The organism is Mycolicibacterium agri (assembly GCF_002553505.1).
GTDB lineage: Bacteria > Actinomycetota > Actinomycetes > Mycobacteriales > Mycobacteriaceae > Mycobacterium > Mycobacterium agri.
This window is the reverse complement of the sequence record NZ_PDCP01000003.1, coordinates 156059-172588: the sequence shown is the minus strand read 5'-3', so window position 1 is coordinate 172588 and position 16530 is coordinate 156059. Positions and strand designations below refer to the sequence as shown.

16 protein-coding genes and 1 pseudogene are annotated in these 16530 nt (G+C 65.2%); 8 read left to right on the top strand and 9 right to left on the bottom strand.

The features are described 5' to 3' along the window. Nucleotides 1–224 precede the first annotated feature (224 nt). On the bottom strand, nucleotides 225–875 hold the full coding sequence (locus CQY20_RS03100) for a TetR/AcrR family transcriptional regulator (RefSeq protein WP_174814668.1): 651 nt from the start codon (nucleotides 873–875) through the stop codon (nucleotides 225–227). Between the two features lie 188 nt (nucleotides 876–1063). On the opposite strand from CQY20_RS03100, the gene CQY20_RS03095 reads away from it, so the two are divergent. Together CQY20_RS03095 and CQY20_RS03090 are read left to right on the top strand one after the other, a co-directional pair. Beyond that, a complete protein-coding gene (locus CQY20_RS03095; RefSeq protein WP_097938180.1) occupies nucleotides 1064–2239 on the top strand; it encodes an acyl-CoA dehydrogenase family protein in 1176 nt (391 codons plus the stop codon). Nucleotides 2240–2251: 12 nt separating this feature from the next. Then, complete coding sequence (locus CQY20_RS03090) at nucleotides 2252–3034, top strand: enoyl-CoA hydratase (RefSeq protein ID WP_097938179.1); 783 nt, start codon at nucleotides 2252–2254, stop codon at nucleotides 3032–3034. Between the two features lie 306 nt (nucleotides 3035–3340). Here the strand turns inward: CQY20_RS03090 and CQY20_RS03085 are convergent, their stop codons facing one another. Genes CQY20_RS03085 through CQY20_RS03055 form a run of 7 tightly spaced genes read right to left on the bottom strand, consistent with a single transcriptional unit; the run spans nucleotide 3341 to nucleotide 9104 of the window. Next, nucleotides 3341–4111, bottom strand: coding sequence for an acyl-CoA dehydrogenase family protein (locus CQY20_RS03085; RefSeq protein ID WP_163701343.1), 771 nt, complete (start codon nucleotides 4109–4111; stop codon nucleotides 3341–3343). A gap of 23 nt (nucleotides 4112–4134) precedes the next feature. Continuing rightward, a complete protein-coding gene (locus tag CQY20_RS03080; protein WP_097938178.1) occupies nucleotides 4135–5259 on the bottom strand; it encodes an acyl-CoA dehydrogenase family protein in 1125 nt (374 codons plus the stop codon). Then, entirely contained in the window at nucleotides 5256–5690 is a 435-nt protein-coding gene (locus CQY20_RS03075; protein WP_097938177.1) for a nuclear transport factor 2 family protein, read from the bottom strand. Before CQY20_RS03075 ends, CQY20_RS03080 begins: the two co-directional genes overlap by 4 nt. Continuing rightward, on the bottom strand, nucleotides 5671–6903 hold the full coding sequence (locus CQY20_RS03070; protein WP_097938176.1) for a metal-dependent hydrolase family protein: 1233 nt from the start codon (nucleotides 6901–6903) through the stop codon (nucleotides 5671–5673). The genes CQY20_RS03075 and CQY20_RS03070 overlap by 20 nt, the downstream gene beginning before the upstream one ends. Before the next feature lie 2 nt (nucleotides 6904–6905). Continuing rightward, nucleotides 6906–7235: a hypothetical protein gene (locus CQY20_RS03065; protein ID WP_097938175.1), complete on the bottom strand. Its 330-nt coding sequence runs from the start codon at nucleotides 7233–7235 to the stop codon at nucleotides 6906–6908. Then, nucleotides 7228–8568 carry an aromatic ring-hydroxylating oxygenase subunit alpha gene (locus tag CQY20_RS03060; protein WP_097938174.1) on the bottom strand — a complete coding sequence of 447 codons (1341 nt, stop codon included), beginning with the start codon at nucleotides 8566–8568 and terminating at the stop codon, nucleotides 7228–7230. Before CQY20_RS03060 ends, CQY20_RS03065 begins: the two co-directional genes overlap by 8 nt. 5 nt (nucleotides 8569–8573) lie before the next feature. Further along, nucleotides 8574–9104 (bottom strand): carboxymuconolactone decarboxylase family protein, encoded by a 531-nt coding sequence (locus tag CQY20_RS03055; protein ID WP_097938173.1) that lies wholly within the window; start codon nucleotides 9102–9104, stop codon nucleotides 8574–8576. Nucleotides 9105–9350: 246 nt separating this feature from the next. Here CQY20_RS03055 and CQY20_RS03050 point away from each other — a divergent pair, with 246 nt between their 5' ends. From CQY20_RS03050 to CQY20_RS03025, 6 genes are all read left to right on the top strand, one after another. Then, the gene (locus CQY20_RS03050; RefSeq protein ID WP_097938172.1) at nucleotides 9351–10643 is read left to right on the top strand and encodes an amidohydrolase family protein; all 1293 of its coding nucleotides are present in this window, start codon (nucleotides 9351–9353) and stop codon (nucleotides 10641–10643) included. Between the two features lie 114 nt (nucleotides 10644–10757). Next, nucleotides 10758–11924: an acyl-CoA dehydrogenase family protein gene (locus CQY20_RS03045; RefSeq protein ID WP_097938240.1), complete on the top strand. Its 1167-nt coding sequence runs from the start codon at nucleotides 10758–10760 to the stop codon at nucleotides 11922–11924. Beyond that, on the top strand, nucleotides 11924–12685 hold the full coding sequence (locus CQY20_RS03040; protein WP_097938171.1) for an SDR family NAD(P)-dependent oxidoreductase: 762 nt from the start codon (nucleotides 11924–11926) through the stop codon (nucleotides 12683–12685). The genes CQY20_RS03045 and CQY20_RS03040 overlap by 1 nt, the downstream gene beginning before the upstream one ends. Then, the gene (locus CQY20_RS03035; RefSeq protein WP_272938792.1) at nucleotides 12682–13902 is read left to right on the top strand and encodes a CaiB/BaiF CoA transferase family protein; all 1221 of its coding nucleotides are present in this window, start codon (nucleotides 12682–12684) and stop codon (nucleotides 13900–13902) included. Before CQY20_RS03040 ends, CQY20_RS03035 begins: the two co-directional genes overlap by 4 nt. Before the next feature lie 17 nt (nucleotides 13903–13919). After that, nucleotides 13920–15065 carry a thiolase family protein gene (locus CQY20_RS03030; protein ID WP_097938170.1) on the top strand — a complete coding sequence of 382 codons (1146 nt, stop codon included), beginning with the start codon at nucleotides 13920–13922 and terminating at the stop codon, nucleotides 15063–15065. Between the two features lie 31 nt (nucleotides 15066–15096). Then, nucleotides 15097–16245, top strand: a complete 1149-nt coding sequence (locus CQY20_RS03025; RefSeq protein WP_097938169.1) for an acyl-CoA dehydrogenase family protein — start codon at nucleotides 15097–15099, stop codon at nucleotides 16243–16245. A 39-nt stretch (nucleotides 16246–16284) separates the two neighbouring features. On the opposite strand, the pseudogene CQY20_RS35355 reads toward CQY20_RS03025, so the two are convergent. Continuing rightward, nucleotides 16285–16410, bottom strand: a pseudogene (locus CQY20_RS35355) (TIGR03619 family F420-dependent LLM class oxidoreductase); the annotation flags it as partial. Between the last annotated feature and the right edge of the window lie 120 nt (nucleotides 16411–16530).

Here is a 16530-nt window from a genome sequence, read left to right as displayed (position 1 = left end):
CTCGCACCGGCGTTGCAGGGGTGTCAATGGGACGTTCCGTTTTCGCGATTTGAACTCTCTGTTTGGTAGAATCAGCTTCTCATATGGTTGTGAAGAAGCGGCCGCGGTTTTCGGTTTTTTGCCGTGGTAGCTCGGACCCGTGGATCGTCTGACCAGGAACCCGGATTGCGGGCACGCCCGTCAGTGTAAGGCGCGTTCTAAGACCTTGAGAATCGGGTTCTCGACTATGCGGCAAAGCCGCGCGAGCAGAAGTCCCACACCTCGTCTGCCGTGATGGGGTGGCTGGTCGCTTCGTCGGTGTCGCCGCTGGACTGTGCGACGAACATCACCGTCTGCATGGTCATCGCGGCCATCCGCTTGGGGTTGATATCGGGCCGAAGCCGGCCCGCCGCGGCGGCGTCCTCCATCAGTTCGGTCAGCAGCGCGAGCAGCGGCGCGTGCGCGACCTTGACCTCAGCGGGATGCGAGACCAGCAGGCGCGGCGCGAAGTCGGTGAACAGCGGACGCTTGGCGTTCGGGTCAGGACGCGACGACTCGAACAGCAACTGGACGGCGACCTTCAGCCGCTCCATCGGATCGTCGTGGTTGGCCGTCGCCGCGCGAATCTGGTCGGCCGAGCGGCTCAGCGCGTCCTCGAACAGCGCCAGCAGCAGTTCGTGCTTACCGTCGAACTGCAGGTAGAAGCTGCGCAGTGACTGCCGCGAGCGGTCGACGACCTCTTGCACGGTGAAGTCGGTGCTGCCCTTTTCGATGATGATCGCCTGCGCGGCATCCAGGAACCGCTGGACTCGTTGCGCGGCCCGGAGCTTCGCTGTCTTGATCGAACGTTCGACCGCGCGCTGCTTCCAGGCAGGCTCTTCGCTCGGGCTTGTCACCGGCGGCTCGGGGGGTTGCCGGTTATTGAGAGCATGAACTGACTGTACCGGAGAACGTCTTGCCATTGCGGTCCTCGACCCCCTCGCGGCCATCGTGTCGGAGATTGTAACTTTCTCACTATGAGAATACTATTCTCATCCTATTGATAACGGAAGTCCTACCGATTCTGGCGACCGGCTGGGAGCGCATGCAGCTGACATTTGATGCCGACGTGGAGGCGTTCCGCGCCGAGTTCGTGGCATTCCTCGACGAGAATTTGCCGCCCGAGGCGCAAGCGCATGACCGGTCGTGGTCGAGCAGCGACATCCCGCAGTGGGCCCGCCGCTGGCAGCGCCTGATGTTCGACAAGGGCTGGCTGGTGCCGGGCTACCCGCCCCAGTTCGGCGGCCGTGACGCCACCCTTCTGCAGCAGTACGCATATCAGCTCGAGCTCTCCAGACGTCGGATCTACCAGACGTATAACCCGCAAGGCGTCGGGATTATTGCCGCCTCGCTCATCTCCTTCGGCACACCCGAGCAGCAGCGGGACTGGGCGGTGCCAATCCTTCGCGCCGAGATCACCGCCTCGCTGGGCATGAGCGAGCCGGGGGCGGGCTCTGACCTGGCGTCGCTGCGGACGCGGGCGGTGCTCGACGGCGATTACTTCGTGGTGAACGGCCAGAAGGTCTGGACGTCGGGCGCCCACGACGCCGACGTGCTGCTGGCGTTCGTGCGGACCGATCCGGATGCGCCCAAGCACAAGGGCATCAGCGCTCTGATCATCCCCACCGATCTGCCCGGCGTGGTGCGACGGCCGTTCGCTTCGGCATGCGGGCAGGACGACCTCGATTTCAACGAGGTGTTCTTCAACGACGTGCGGGTGCCCGCAGGCAATCTCGTCGGCCCGCTCAACGAAGGCTGGCGGGTGGCCAACGGGTCCCTCGGCCACGAGCGAAACATGTTGTGGCTCAGCTACGCCGACCGCCTTCAGGAGCTCATCGAAGACTATCCTCGGCGCACGGTGCTGGATCGAGACGACTTCGCCAGGCTGGTGATGGACAACCAGGCGCTGCGGCTGATGGGCTCGATCGCGTTGGCCCGTGCCGCCGGTGGCGCCGAGGACCCGTCCGCGGCGTCGGTGCTCAAGCTGTTCGGTTCGGAGGCATCGCAGATAGCCAGCGACCGCGCGCTGGCGGCCGTCGGCGCCGACGCGCTAAGCCATCCGAGCGTTTCGGGCCCGTACTCGCCGTATCACCTCGACCTCTACCGGTCCGGATGGTTCGAGCGCTATCTGCGCACCTTCGGCGGCACGATCGCCGGCGGCACATCCGAGATCCAGCGCAACATCATCGCCCAGCGGCTGCTGGGACTGCCCCGCAACTAGAAGGATCCAGCCGTGTACATCGACTACGACGTCAGCGACCGCATCGCCACCATCACGCTCAACCGGCCGGAGGCGGCCAACGCCCAGAACCCGGAACTGCTCGACGAGCTCGACGCCGCCTGGACCCGCGCCGCCGAGGACAACGACGTCGCGGTGATTGTGTTGCGGGCCAACGGCAAACACTTCTCGGCCGGACACGACCTGCGGGGTGGGGGACCGGTGCCCGACAAGATCACCCTCGAGTTCGTCATCCAGCACGAGGCCAGGCGCTATCTGGAGTACACGCTGCGGTGGCGCAATGTGCCGAAGCCGTCGATCGCCGCCGTGCAGGGCAGGTGCATCTCCGGCGGGTTGCTGTTGTGCTGGCCGTGCGACCTGATCATCGCCGCCGACGACGCGCAGTTCTCCGATCCCGTGGTGCTGATGGGCATCGGCGGCGTGGAATACCACGGTCACACTTGGGAACTCGGGCCGCGCAAGGCCAAGGAGATTCTGTTCACCGGCCGAGCGATGACCGCCGACGAGGTCGCGAGCACCGGGATGGTGAACAAGGTGGTGCCTCGTGATCAGCTCGACAGCGAAACGCGCGCGCTGGCCTCGCAGATCGCCAAGATGCCGCCGTTCGCCCTGCGGCAGGCCAAGCGCGCGGTCAACCAAACCCTCGACGTGCAGGGGTTTTACGCGGCCATCCAGTCGGTGTTCGACATCCACCAGACCGGACACGGCAACGCGCTCAGCGTCGGCGGTTGGCCGGTGCTGGTGAACCTGGACGAAATGAAGGCCAACCTCAAGTAGTTCCTTGGGCGAGCCCTCCCTCTTGAGGGCGAGCCCCTTTTTTGCGGCGAGCCTTTTTTTGCGGCGAGCGTGCGTGTCTGCAGCGCGACACGCGATAGAAAAGCCAATTTTGCGCACGCTCGCGGGAGCGATAGCGCACGCTCGCGAAAGCAACACCGACGGTGGCGGCCATGCGTTCGATCCCATAGTCCCGCACCTTATTTCCCGCGAGCGTGCGCAAAAGTTCCTGTGAGCGTGCGCAAACTCCGTGATTTGATCGGCGTGTCGCCCGCAGACACGCACGCTCGCGGAAAAACGTGAGGGGATTTAGGGGAGGTGGGCCAGGCGGGGAGCCGAGCCGCGGGCCCGCAGACCCGCGCCGGCCTTGCGGGTGAGTTCCTTTGCGCTGCCGAGCAATCCGTCGAGCACCAGGGCGCGCTTGACGTGGTGGTGCATCTCGTGCTCGGCGGTGAAGCCGATGCCGCCGAGCACCTGCTGGCAGTGCTCGGCCGCGACCAATGCGGCCCGACCCGCGGCGGCCTTGGCCAACATCGCGGTCAGGTCGCCGCTTTCGGTGCCCGGCAGGCTCAGCGTCGCCTCGGCGCCCTCGATGGCGACCAGTGTCTCGGCCAGCCGGTGCCGGATCGCCTGAAACGATGCGATCTGCTTGCCGAACTGAATGCGGTCGAGCGCATGCTGGCGCGCCAAGGCCAGCATCGCGCGAGCCGCGCCCACCAGCCACCAGCCGATGGCCCGCCGCGCCTCGCCCATCCGCATCAACTCGCCGTCGGGCACCCGCCGCAGCGGCAGGCCACCCAACGTCGTGTCAGTGGTCGGCGTACGCTCCCACACCACCCAGTTGTTGCCGGTGTAGGGCATCGGTGGTGTCCCGCCAGGCAGGCCGCCGATGGTCTCCAGCAGCACATCGTTGAGAACCGATGCGTGCGAGCCGGTTTCGCCGAGCAACCGAAACACCAGCGGTATCGCCACGTCGGGCATGTCCGAGAGCATGTCGGCCCAGCCGAGGTCGGCCAGCGCCGCATCGAGTTCGGCGCCCGAGCTCGACAACATCGCCTTGCGCAGGCTGTCTTCGAGCATCGCGAGTGACTGGGTGTCCACGATCACTCCTTCCCGAGATCCAGCAGGCGCCGGGCGATGATGTTGCGCTGCACTTCAGCGGTCCCCCCGTAGATGGAAGCGGCACGCGAATACAGAAACTCGGTGCGCCAAGGCGTTCCCTCGAGCTCGATCACGCCCGGCAGCAGATCACGTACGGTGTCGTAGAGCCTGCGTTCGGCGCCGGCAAGCAATACCTTATCAATGGAGGTCTCGGGCCCCAGCTTCTGGCCGTCGGCCAGCCGCAGCTGCGTGCCCCGCGACCTGCACCGCAGCGTGTGCAGCGCCAGATAGGCTTCGCCCAGATCCGAATCCACTGCGGTGCCGACCCGTTTCACGGCTTCTATCAGTGCGTCGAATCGCGAGTACAGGTAGGCGATGCGCTGCCAGAAACACGTCGAGCGCTCATACGGCAGGAGGTCCATCGCCAGCCGCCAGCCGTCGCCGACACTGCCGAGCATGCGATCGGCGGGCACCACCACGTCGTCGAAGTACACCTCGCAGAATTCGTCGACGTCGTGCATGGTGCGTAGCGGCCGCACCGTGACGCCTGGGCTGTCCAGATCGACGAAAAACGCAGTCAGTGCTTCGTGATTCGGCGTGTCCCGATCGCCGGTGCGGGTCAACAGCACGCTCCGCGAGGCGTATTGCGCGTAACTGGTCCACACCTTCTGCCCGTTGATCACCCAGTCGTCGCCGCGCTGCTCGGCGCGTGTCGTCAGCGACGCCAGATCGCTGCCCGAACCCGGCTCGGAGAACCCCTGGCACCAGGTCTCGCGACCCGACAGCAACCGAGGCACCATCGCGGCGGCCAATTCGGGTCGCGCGTAATCGATCATGGTCGGGGTCAGCACCTCGAGCATCGAGTACGGCCCCGGATGGTCGAGTCCGCGGCCGACGACCTCTTCGCCGACGATGGCCCGCAGGATCGCCGGACCGCCGAGGCCGCCCACCGACTCCGGCCACCCGTACCGCATCCAGCCCGCGTCGTACAGCGCACCCAGCACTCGCTGGTGCTGAGCCTGATGCGCGTCCAGCGAATTGTCGTCCGGCGATGGGGCCAGGTCATTGGCGTCGAGCCAGGACACCAACTTCGCACGAAATTCGGAGGGCTCGAACGACTCGGTCATCCGGCTTCCGGCCTTCCGATGGCGTGCGGCCGACCCGAGTCGTGGTCGCCGCTGCGCCGGATGAACGTCATGGCACGGGTTTTCAGCCGCCAACCATCGGAGGTGCGGACATAGGTGTCGTTGTAGTAGCCGATGCGCATGTCGTGTTTGGAGTGTTCGATAAAGCACAGCGGCTGCGTGCCGGTGGCCTTGTCGGCATCGCTCTCGTCGAAGTTCACCAGCGACGTGCCCGTCATGAACAGCCCCTTGGGGGCGGCCTCGACGAGTTCGGGGAAGCGTGCCAGCGAGTACGTCGACCCGAATGCGCTGTACGTGCCGTCAGAGGTGAAAACCGAGATCAGCCCGTCGATGTCGCCTTGGGTGATGGTGACGGCGTACTTCGCGAGAAGCTGCTGGATCTCGACGAGGTCCTCAGTTCGTGACTGCGTCATGTCGGAAGACCTTACCCCCCTTCATTACAAAGTTGACGCGCTGTGTAACGCTGATATCGGCCACCGGGTCGCCGGGCACGGCGATGACGTCGGCGAGATAGCCCGTGGCGATGCGACCGAGATCCGGATTCTTGATCAAGTCGGCCGCGACGACGGTGGCCGCGCGTAACACGGCGTCGGCCGGGATGCCCCATTCGACCAGCGTCACGAGTTCGTCGGCGTTGCGTCCGTGCGGGATGGCAGGCGCATCGGTGCCGACGGCGATCTTCACCCCTGCCTCGTAGGCCGCCTTGATCGATGTCCGTGCCTTCGGGAACATCTCGGCGGCCTTGTCCTGCAACTCCTTCGGCGCCTTCGACACATCCATGGCTTCGGCCAGCCGCCTGGTGGACACCAGGAACCGGTCGTTTTCGACGAGCATCTTGATCGCCTCGTCGTCCATCAGGAAGCCGTGCTCGATGCAGTCGATGCCGCATTCGACGGCGTGCTTGACCGCATCGGCGCCGTGGGTGTGGGCGGCCACCCGTAGTCCGCGGCGGTGCGCCTCGTCGACGATGGCGCGCAGCTCTTCATCCGAATAATGCTGTGCGCCAGGCTCTCCCGTCAGCGACATGACGCCGCCGGAACAGCACACCTTGATCAGCTGCGCGCCATGTTTGATCTGGTAGCGCACCGCTTTGCGGACCTCGTCGACGCCGTTGGCGATGCCCTCTTCGACGCTCAGCTCGAGCACACCGGGCATGAAGGCGGCGAACATCGTCGGGTCGAGGTGCCCGCCGGTCGGCGTGATCGCATGGCCAGCGGGCACGATCCGCGGCCCTTCGATCCAGCCCTTGTCGATCGCTCTGCTCAACGCGACGTCGAGCAGGAATCCGCCGGTCTTGACGAACAGCCCGAGGTTGCGGACGGTGGTGAAGCCGGCGCGCAGCGTGCGCTGGGCATTGCCGACCGCACGCAGCATCCGCGTCGGCGGGTCGTCCTGCACCTGGGACAGGCCGGGGTTCTCACCGCGACCGCCCATCAGCAGGTTGACCTCCATGTCCATCAGGCCCGGAAGCAGAATCGAGTCACCGAGGTCGAGCACGGTCTCCGACTCCGCAGCGCCGTCGTCGCCGACGCCCGCGATCCGGTCGCCGTCGATGTGCACGACGCCGGGCCGGACGATTTCGCCGGCGTCGACGTCGAGCAGCCCAGCCGCCTTGAGGGTCAGCACCCCTAGACCACCGGCTCCCCGATGCAGGTGATGTATGTGGCGCCGCTGTCGATGACGCGCGGCTGCTTCCACACCTCGACTGGGAACGACACGTTGACCAGCGACTGCATCATGTGGATGAGTGCCTTGGCGTCGTCCGGCATCCCGTCCAGCGGGAACCGGGCGTCGCAGTACTCCATGACGGCCTCGAGCCGGGGCATCGCGGCGTCATAGAACTCCTGCATCTCTTCCATGGTCGACGACAGCCGCTTCTGGTAGCGCTCTTCCTCGGTGGGCAGGCACCAGTCGGTGAACCGCTCCAGATCGGCGAATTCGGGAGGCAACTTAGGCATTGACGCTGTCCCTCTTGCTCGTGGCGGCGGATTGGCCGTTACCCGCGCCGTTGTCCAGACCCTTCTCCTTCTTGTACGCGTTGACGTAGTCCCACGCTGTCTTGTGCAGATGGCGCAGCAGGATCTCCTGGTCGCACAGCGGGAATTCCTTGACCACACCGGTTTTGATCATCGTGTGGGTGGCCTCAAGGGTATTCGCATCCTGGAACGCGTACTCCTTGAACGTCACCGCCGCCAGCTCGTGCGCGAGCCGCTCGCGGGTGTTGGTGGCCGGCACGAAGTACAGCGTGCATTCGAAGATGTGCTTGTCCACATCGGTCGGCCAGTAGTGATAGGTCAGATACCAGCCCGGCGCCCACAGCAGCAGCGTGAAGTTCGGGAAGAACTCGAACGAGTCCTGGCCCCAGGCGTGGTGGCGCGACGGGTTGACCGCGGGCGGCAGCTCATCGGGCAGGATGCCCTTGATCTTGGGGCGATCCCACGGCCCGAACAACCCGCTGTGCAGCACGCGTTCGATGGGCTTGACCATATTGATGTCCTTGGGCGGCGCCATCCCGCCCCACGACGAGATCATCGAGTGCTTGCCCTTGATGTCGTAGTGCAGCGCCTCGAACCCGTAGCTGGCCAGCTTCTCGGCCTCTTCCTTCACCGCCTGCTTCATGTGCAGGACCGGCGCGTGGTAGAACTCGACGAACGCGTCGATGAACAGTTTCCAGTTCGCGTTGACTTCGGCTCGGTACGAGTAGGTTTCGGTCATCTCATGGAACGGATAACCCTCGAGCCCCTTCGCGAACTCGCCGAGGTAGTCGATCAGCGGTTCGGCGTCGTTGTCGAAGTTGATGAAGATGAAGCCTTCCCAGACGTCGCAGCGCACGGGGACGAGCCCGTAGTCGTTCTTGTCGAGGTTGAAGAACTCGCCTTCCTGCTGCACGAAGGTGAGATCCCCCTTGAGGGAGTAGCGCCAGGCGTGGTATTTGCAGGTGAACTGCCTGCAGGTGCCCGACACCTCTTCGCCCGGATAGTCATTCCACACCAGCTTGTTCCCGCGGTGACGGCACATGTTGTAGAAGGCGCGGATCTCGTTGTCGGTGCCCCTGACGATGATCACCGAAGTGCCTTCTCCGGCCGAGGGCATCTCCTTGGTGAAGTAGCTGCCCTTGCGTGGAAGTCGTTCCACGCGGCCGACATTCAGCCAGCACCTGCGGAAGATGGCCTGCTGTTCGAGTGTCCACTGTTGGGGATCGACCGAGTCGGTGTAGTCGACCGGGGCGGTGCCGAGCTCCGGCCAGTTCTCGGTCCAGCTGCCAGCGGCTGGTTTCGGGAAGAATGCCACGTTGGTTACCTCTCCTGTTCGAGCTCAACGCCGAAGGTTTTCAAAGCCATGGACACGGTGACGTAGCAGCCGACCGTGAAGACGAAGTCCATCCGCTGCCGGGTGTCGAATCGCTCGCCGAGCGCCGACCACGTCGCATCGGACAGTTCGTATTTGTCGAGAAGCTCGTCGACGGCCGCCAGCACCGTGCGGTCGAACGGGTCGGAGGCCTCGCCGCGTTGCACGCCTGCGATGTCGTCTTCGGTGAGACCCTCGGCCATGCCCATTCTGACGTGCTGCACCCACTCGTACTGCGAATCGGTGCGGTGCGCGACCCGCAGGATGGCTAGCTCGCGCAGCCTGGGCGGCAGCGTCGAGTTGAAGAGCAGGTGCACGTTGAAGCGGAGGAACTCCTTCGTCAAGGCCGGGTGGTTGACGAAGGTGGAGAGGATGTTGCTCGCATTGTCGGGGTTGCGCCGCTCTTCGGGGAGCATGACGGCGAGCGCCCGATCGACGGCGTCGTCCCACTGGTCCGCGGGCAGCGGGGGCACTCGCACGGGGCCTCTCCTCTCGGTGTCCTCTCGGGTGTGAGAATCATGTTCTCATTTCCGACTAATACATTTCCATGTTTTGTCTCAACGGTCAATGGGCGGTGACCAGCAACACAACCGAAGCCGACTGCCCACCTGCGATATCGTTGGCAAACCGGCTTCGGACATTGATTCTCTTACTACGAGAAGATAGTTTCCCTAGATAGAGAACAGCGTGGAGACTACGGTGAGGCGTAGAGGGAAGGGAGTCCCATGAACAAAGACGACATGATCCTGATCAGCGTCGATGATCACATCGTCGAACCGCCGGACATGTTCGAAAATCACCTGCCGAAGAAGTACCTCGACGACGCGCCACGGCTGGTGCACAACCCCGACGGCTCGGACACCTGGCAATTCCGGGACGTGGTGATTCCCAACGTTGCGCTGAACGCGGTGGCCGGTCGGCCGAAGGAAGAGTACGGCCTGGAGCCGCAGGGGCTGGATGAGATCCGGCCTGGCTGCTACAAGGTCGACGAACGCATCAAGGACATGAACGCGGGCGGCATCCTGGGGTCGATCTGCTTCCCGTCGTTCCCAGGTTTCGCCGGTCGACTCTTCGCCACCGAAGACCCCGAGTTCTCGCTGGCCCTGCTGCAGGCCTACAACGACTGGCACGTCGAGGAATGGTGTGGGGAGTATCCGGCCCGCTTCATCCCGATGTGCCTGCCGGTGATCTGGGACGCCGAGGCCTGCGCCAAGGAGGTGCGTCGCAACGCCAAACGCGGTGTGCACGCACTGACCTTCACCGAGAACCCGGCCGCGATGGGCTATCCCAGCTTCCACGACGACTACTGGGATCCGCTGTGGAAAGCGCTGGTGGACACCGACACCGTGATGAACGTGCACATCGGTTCCTCGGGCCGGCTGGCGATCACCGCGCCGGACGCGCCGATGGACGTCATGATCACGCTGCAGCCGATGAACATCGTGCAGGCGGCGGCGGATCTGTTGTGGTCCAAGCCGATCAAGAAGTATCCCGACCTCAAGATCGCCCTGTCGGAGGGCGGCACCGGCTGGATTCCGTACTTCCTGGAGCGCGCCGACCGCACCTATGAGATGCATTCGACGTGGACCGGCCAGGATTTCGGTAAGAAGAAGCCGTCGGAGGTGTTCCGCGACCACTTCCTGACCTGCTTCATCTCCGATCCCGTCGGCGTCGCGCTGCGCCACGATATCGGCATCGACAACATCTGCTGGGAAGCCGATTACCCGCACAGCGACTCGATGTGGCCGAATGCGCCGGAGGAGCTCGACGCGGTGCTCAAGGCCAACAACGTGGCCGACGACGACATCAACAAGATGACGTTCGAGAACGCCATGCGCTGGTATCACTGGGACCCGTTCACCCACATCACCCGCGAACAGGCCACCGTCGGCGCCTTGCGCAAGGCGGCCGGCGACCACGATGTCTCCATCCGGGCGCTGTCCAAGAAGGACAAGACCGGCGCCAACTTCGCGGACTTCGCCGCCAGCGCCAAGGAGTTGACCGGCAACAAGGATTAGGTCGGATTAAGTCGCTCGCGCGGCTGGTCGAGGGAGTGCGCCGGTGCGAGAACCGTTCCCGCACCGGCGCGTTGATCTGCGCGATATGAAGGAGATGACGCTGTGTCGGGCGGGATGAGTTTCGAGCTGACCGAGGATCAGGAGCTGATCCGCAAGTCGGTCGCCGAGCTGGCGGGCAAGTTCGACGACCACTACTGGATGCAGAAGGACCAGGCGCACGAATTCCCGCAGGAGTTCTACGACGCCATCGCCAAGGGCGGCTGGTTGGGCATGACCATCCCCGAGGAGTACGGCGGCCATGGCCTCGGCATCACCGAAGCGACCCTGCTGCTCGAGGAAGTCGCCCGCTCCGGCGGCGCGATGAACGCCGCCAGCGCCATCCATCTGTCGATCTTCGGCATGCAGCCCGTCGTCAAGCACGGCAGCGAGGAACTCAAGAAGGCGACGCTGCCCCGGATCGTCAACGGTGACCTTCACGTCTGCTTCGGCGTCACCGAACCCGGTGCCGGACTGGACACTTCGCGTATCACCACGTTCGCCAAGCGAGAGGGCGACCACTACCGCGTCAACGGGCGCAAGGTGTGGATCTCCAAGGCGTTGGAGTCGGAGAAGATCCTGCTGCTGACGCGCACCACCCCGTACGACGAGGTGACCAAGAAGACCGACGGCATGACGCTGTTTCTGACCGACCTGGATCGCGACCACGTCGACATCCGGCCGATCAACAAGATGGGCCGCAACGCGGTGAGCTCCAACGAGGTGTTCATCGACGACCTGATGGTGCCGGTCACCGACCGTGTCGGCGACGAAGGCAAGGGCTTCAAGTACATCCTCGACGGGCTCAACCCCGAGCGGATGCTGATCGCCGCCGAGGCGTTGGGTATCGGCAGGGTCGCTCTGGAGAAGGCCGTCAAATACGGCAACGAGCGCGTGGTGTTCAACCGGCCCATCGGCATGAATCAGGGGCTGCAGTTCCCGCTGGCCGACTCGCTGGCACGGCTCGACGCCGCAGAGCTGGTGCTGCGCAAGGCGACGTGGCTCTACGACAACGGAAAACCCTGTGGGCGCGAAGCCAATACGGCCAAATATCTGTGTGCCGACGCCGGTTTCGCCGCCGCCGACCGCGCCCTGCAGCTGCACGGCGGCATGGGATACTCCGAGGAATACAACGTCTCCCGTTACTTCCGTGAGTCGAGGTTGATGAAGATCGCGCCTGTCAGCCAGGAGATGATCCTCAACTTCCTCGGCGAGCACGTTCTTGGCATGCCGAGGAGCTATTGATGCCCAGTAGGTATTTCGATCTGACTGGCCGTTCGGCGCTGGTGACCGGCGCCGCGGGCGGTATCGGCTCAGCGGTTTCGGCGGCGCTCGCCGAAGCCGGTGCGGCCGTGCTGGTCACCGACATCGACAAAGACGCCGCCGCCGCGGTCGCGCAGCAGATTTCCGCCGACGGTCGGCGGGTCGAGTCGGCCGCGCTCGATGTCGCCGACCGCGAGTCCGCCGATGCCGCTGCGGCGCAGGCGGCGGCCTTGACCGACGGCGCACTGCACATCGTCATCAACAATGCGGGTGTCACGAAGCCGGCGATGTTCGAGAAGACGACGCAGGAGTCCTTCCGCCTGCTGTTCGACATCCACGTCATGGGCGCGTTCAACGTCACCCAGGCCGCGCTGCCGCACATCCCGACCGACGGCACCGGGCGGATCGTCAACGTGACCTCGGCGGCCGGGCTCACCGGAACGCTCGGTCAGGTCAACTACTCCGCAGCCAAGGCGGGCATCATCGGGTTCACCAAATCGCTTGCCCGCGAACTGGCGACCAAAAACATCATGGTGAATGCGCTGGCGCCGCTGGCGGCCACCCCGATGACCGAGACCATCAGGACGAACGAGAAGTTCGCCGCCAACATGATGAACCGCATCCCGATGAAACGCTGGGCCGCCCCGGAGGAGATCGCGGGGGCGTTCGTGTTCATGGCGTCTGATGCGGCGTCCTACATCACCGGGCAGGTGCTGCCGGTAGACGGCGGAATGGTGATGTGACGCAGAGCAATCCACCGCTGGCGGGTATCACCGTGGTGGCGATGGAGCAGGCCGTCGCCGCCCCGATGTGCACTCGCGTGCTCGCCGACTTCGGCGCACGAATCATCAAAGTGGAGAATCCCAACGGCGGCGACTTCGCGCGTGATTACGACGACGTCGTCAACGGCCCCGACGGTTTGGCGGCGCACTTCGTCTGGGCCAACCGCGGCAAGGAATCGGTCACGCTGAACCTGAAGTCGCCCGCTGGCATGGACATCCTGCACCGGCTTCTCGACCGCGCCGACGCGCTGGTCTCCAACCTGGCTCCGGGATCGACAGCGCGCCTGGGACTTTCGCCCGCCGATCTCGCCGTATCGCATCCGAACGTGATCCCCGTCGAGATCGACGGCTACGGCCCTGGCGGCCCCATCTCGCACAAACGCGCCTACGATCTGCTGGTCCAGGCCGAAGGCGGGTCGTGCGCGGTGACCGGCTATCCGAACATGCCCGCCAAGCCGGGGCCGGCGATGGCCGATTTCACCACGGGGCTGTACGCAGCATTGTCGATCTTGGCGTTGTTGTTCGCCCGCAATCGCCGTGAGGGCCCTGCCCCCGCGGTCGCGTTGAGCCTGTTCGACGTCCTCACCGACGTCATGGGCTACCAACTGACCTACACGCAGCACACCGGCGTCGATCAGCAGCCGCTCGGAATGAGCTCACCTGCGGTGGCGCCGTACGGCGTGTATCCGACGGGCGACGGGCAGACCGTCGTGCTCGGCACCACGAACGACCGGGAGTGGCAGCGGCTGGCGAGGGAGATCATCGACCGGCCCGACCTCGCCGACGATCCACGACTTGCCACCAACAGCGGCCGGTGCGCGCACCGGGAGATCCTCGATGATGCGATTGGAAAGTGGTGCGCGCAGCACGATCTGGCGTACATACAGACGGTCGCCGACGACGCGGGCATCGGCAACTCGCGCTACAACGTGCCCAGCGAGGTGATCGAGCACCCACATCTGAAGGCGCGTGACCGCTGGCGCACGGTGGACACCGAAAAGGGCCCGATCACCGCGCTGCTGCCGCCGCCGGTCATCGCCGGATACGATCCGCCGATGGGGGCGGTGCCCGGTCTGGGACAGCACACCGACGCCGTCCTCGTCGAACTCGGCCTCGACCGAGACGAGATCGCCGACCTGCGTGAGCAGGGCGCCATCGGTCCGGCCTACCGCTTGTGAGGAAATGGAGACGACACATGCGTGAAACGGTCATCGTCGAAGCGGTTCGCACGCCGGTCGGCAAGCGCAACGGCGGACTGTCCGAAATGCACGCCGCCGATCTGTCCGCCCTCGTGCTGACCGCGCTCGTGGAGCGCGCCGGCGTCGACCCGGAGATCATCGACGACGTCATCTGGGGATGCGTGTCGCAGGTCGGCGACCAGTCGAGCAACATCGGACGCTACTCGGTGCTGGCGGCGGGGTGGCCCGAGCGGATACCCGGCACCACGGTCAACCGTGCCTGCGGATCGAGCCAGCAGGCCCTCGACTTCGCTGTCCAGGCGGTGATGTCGGGTCAGCAGGATGTCGTCGTCGCCGGCGGTGTTGAGGTGATGAGTCGCGTACCGCTCGGCGCCGCCCGCGCCACCGGGCAGCCGTACGGGCCGAAAGTGCTTGCCCGCTACGGCGATTTCTCGTTCAACCAGGGGATCTCGGCGGAGATGATCGCGGAGAAGTGGGGGTTCTCCCGCACCCGACTCGACGAGTACTCGGTGGTGTCGCACGAGCGCGCCGCCGCCGCACAGGACTGCGGGGCCTTCGAATCCCAGATGATCCCGGTGTTCACCGGCGGTGAGCCCGTCGTCTCCGACGAGGGGGTGCGCCGGGGCACCAGCGTCGAGAAACTCGCCGGGCTCAAGCCCGCCTTCAAACAGGACGGCGTTATCCACGCCGGCAACTCATCGCAGATCTCCGACGGCGCAGCGGCGCTGCTCGTGACGACGGCCGAGAACGCGGTGACGATGGGGCTCAACCCGATCGCCCGATACCGCGCCGGTGCCGTCACTGGCGCTGACCCTGTGCTGATGCTCACCGGTCCCATTCCGGCCACCGAGAAAGTCCTTCGCAAGGCGGGCCTGACCATCGACGACGTCGGCGTGTTCGAGGTCAACGAGGCCTTCGCCCCGGTGCCGCTGGCGTGGCTGGAGGAGACCGGCGCCGACGAGAAGCGCCTCAACCCGCTCGGCGGCGCAATCGCGCTCGGGCACCCGCTCGGCGCGTCCGGTGCGGTGCTGATGACGCGGATGCTGAATCACATGCGGGACAACCGTATTCGCTACGGGCTTCAGACCATGTGCGAGGGCGGCGGCACGGCCAACGCCACCGTTGTGGAGCTCATCGACTGACGACGGACTCGAGCAGACGGGAGGACGCCGCGTGCGTCGCAACCTCTTCACCGAAGACCACGAGGCGTTCCGCGAGTTGTGCCGTGACTTCGTGGAAAAGGAAGTCGCACCGCACTACCCGCAGTGGGAGAAGGCCGGCAGGATGCCGCGCGAGGTGTTCGAGCAGATGGGTTCGCTCGGCATGCTCGGGATGGCCATACCGGAGGAATACGGCGGTGCCGGCATCGCCGACTACCGCTTCAACGTCGTCATGCAGGAAGAGGCGGCCAAGGCGCTTGTCACGCTGTCCACGGTGCGCACCCAGCTGGAAGTGATCCTGCCGTACTTCCTGCGCTACGCGAACGAGGAACAGCGTGCGCGATGGTTCCCCGGTTTGGCCGCGGGCCGACTGCTCACCGCGATCGCGATGACCGAGCCCGGCACCGGATCGGACCTCGCAGGCGTGCGCACCACCGCGGTGCGAGACGGCGACCACTACATCGTCAACGGCGCGAAAACCTTTATCACCGGCGGGATGCAGGCCGACCTCGTCATCGTTGTCGCGCGCACGTCCACCGACCCGGACAACCGTCGACGCGGGCTCACGCTGCTGGTCGTCGAGGACGGAATGCCGGGGTTCGTCCGCGGCCGCGAGTTGGACAAGATGGGCTGCAAGGTGCAGGACACCGCCGAATTGTCGTTCACCGACGTGCGTGTGCCGGTCGCCAACCGGCTGGGGGAGGAGGGTGAGGCGTTCAGCTACCTCGGCCACAACCTGCCGCAGGAGCGCCTCACCGTCGCGGTCGGATCGGTCGCCCAGGCGCGCTCGGCGATCGCAGCGGCCATCGACTACACCAAGGACCGCAAGGCTTTCGGAACACCGGTCGCGTCGTTTCAGAACACCAAGTTCGAATTGGCCGCATGCTCGACCGAGGTGGAAGCCGCCCAGGCGATGCTGGATCGGGCCGTCGCGCTGCATGTCGACGGCGAGCTGACCGGCGCCGACGCGGCACGCGTGAAGTTGTTCTGCACCGAGATGCAGCAACGCGTCGTCGACCGATGCCTACAACTGTTCGGCGGCTACGGCTACATGATGGAGTATCCGATCGCCCGGCTCTACACCGACGCCAGGGTGGCCCGCATCTATGCGGGCACCAGCGAGGTGATGAAGGTGATCATCGCCAAGTCGCTCGGCTTGTAAGCGCCTACGCCAGTTCGGGTTTCACTTCCTCGATGATCCACGGCGCATAGTCTCCGCGGCGCTCATACCCGGGCGAGCGCGAGGGTCGTCGCACACCGCGTGCCCCTCGCCGACGCGCGTCGTACCCAACCTGTGCACCACGTCGAAAGGCCGCCCGTCATAGGACGCACGAGCTTCACGCGGACTCCCCATGTACTCGGCGCAGTTGTGGTGGCCCCCCAGAAATACGGTGTGACCTGCGTCTGAATAGCTTTTTCGGTGAGACCCTTGTCACAGCGTCCGAAC

What these genes read in the sequence shown, in the direction of transcription:
- CQY20_RS03095 (WP_097938180.1), top strand. Translation starts at nt 1,064, where the DNA reads ATGCAGCTGACATTTGATGCCGACGTGGAGGCGTTCCGCGCCGAGTTC.
- CQY20_RS03085 (WP_163701343.1), bottom strand. Translation starts at nt 4,111, where the DNA reads ATGCTCGAAGACAGCCTGCGCAAGGCGATGTTGTCGAGCTCGGGCGCC.
- CQY20_RS03080 (WP_097938178.1), bottom strand. Translation starts at nt 5,259, where the DNA reads ATGACCGAGTCGTTCGAGCCCTCCGAATTTCGTGCGAAGTTGGTGTCC.
- CQY20_RS03075 (WP_097938177.1), bottom strand. Translation starts at nt 5,690, where the DNA reads ATGACGCAGTCACGAACTGAGGACCTCGTCGAGATCCAGCAGCTTCTC.
- CQY20_RS03065 (WP_097938175.1), bottom strand. Translation starts at nt 7,235, where the DNA reads ATGCCTAAGTTGCCTCCCGAATTCGCCGATCTGGAGCGGTTCACCGAC.
- CQY20_RS03050 (WP_097938172.1), top strand. Translation starts at nt 9,351, where the DNA reads ATGAACAAAGACGACATGATCCTGATCAGCGTCGATGATCACATCGTC.
- CQY20_RS03045 (WP_097938240.1), top strand. Translation starts at nt 10,758, where the DNA reads ATGAGTTTCGAGCTGACCGAGGATCAGGAGCTGATCCGCAAGTCGGTC.
- CQY20_RS03040 (WP_097938171.1), top strand. Translation starts at nt 11,924, where the DNA reads ATGCCCAGTAGGTATTTCGATCTGACTGGCCGTTCGGCGCTGGTGACC.
- CQY20_RS03030 (WP_097938170.1), top strand. Translation starts at nt 13,920, where the DNA reads ATGCGTGAAACGGTCATCGTCGAAGCGGTTCGCACGCCGGTCGGCAAG.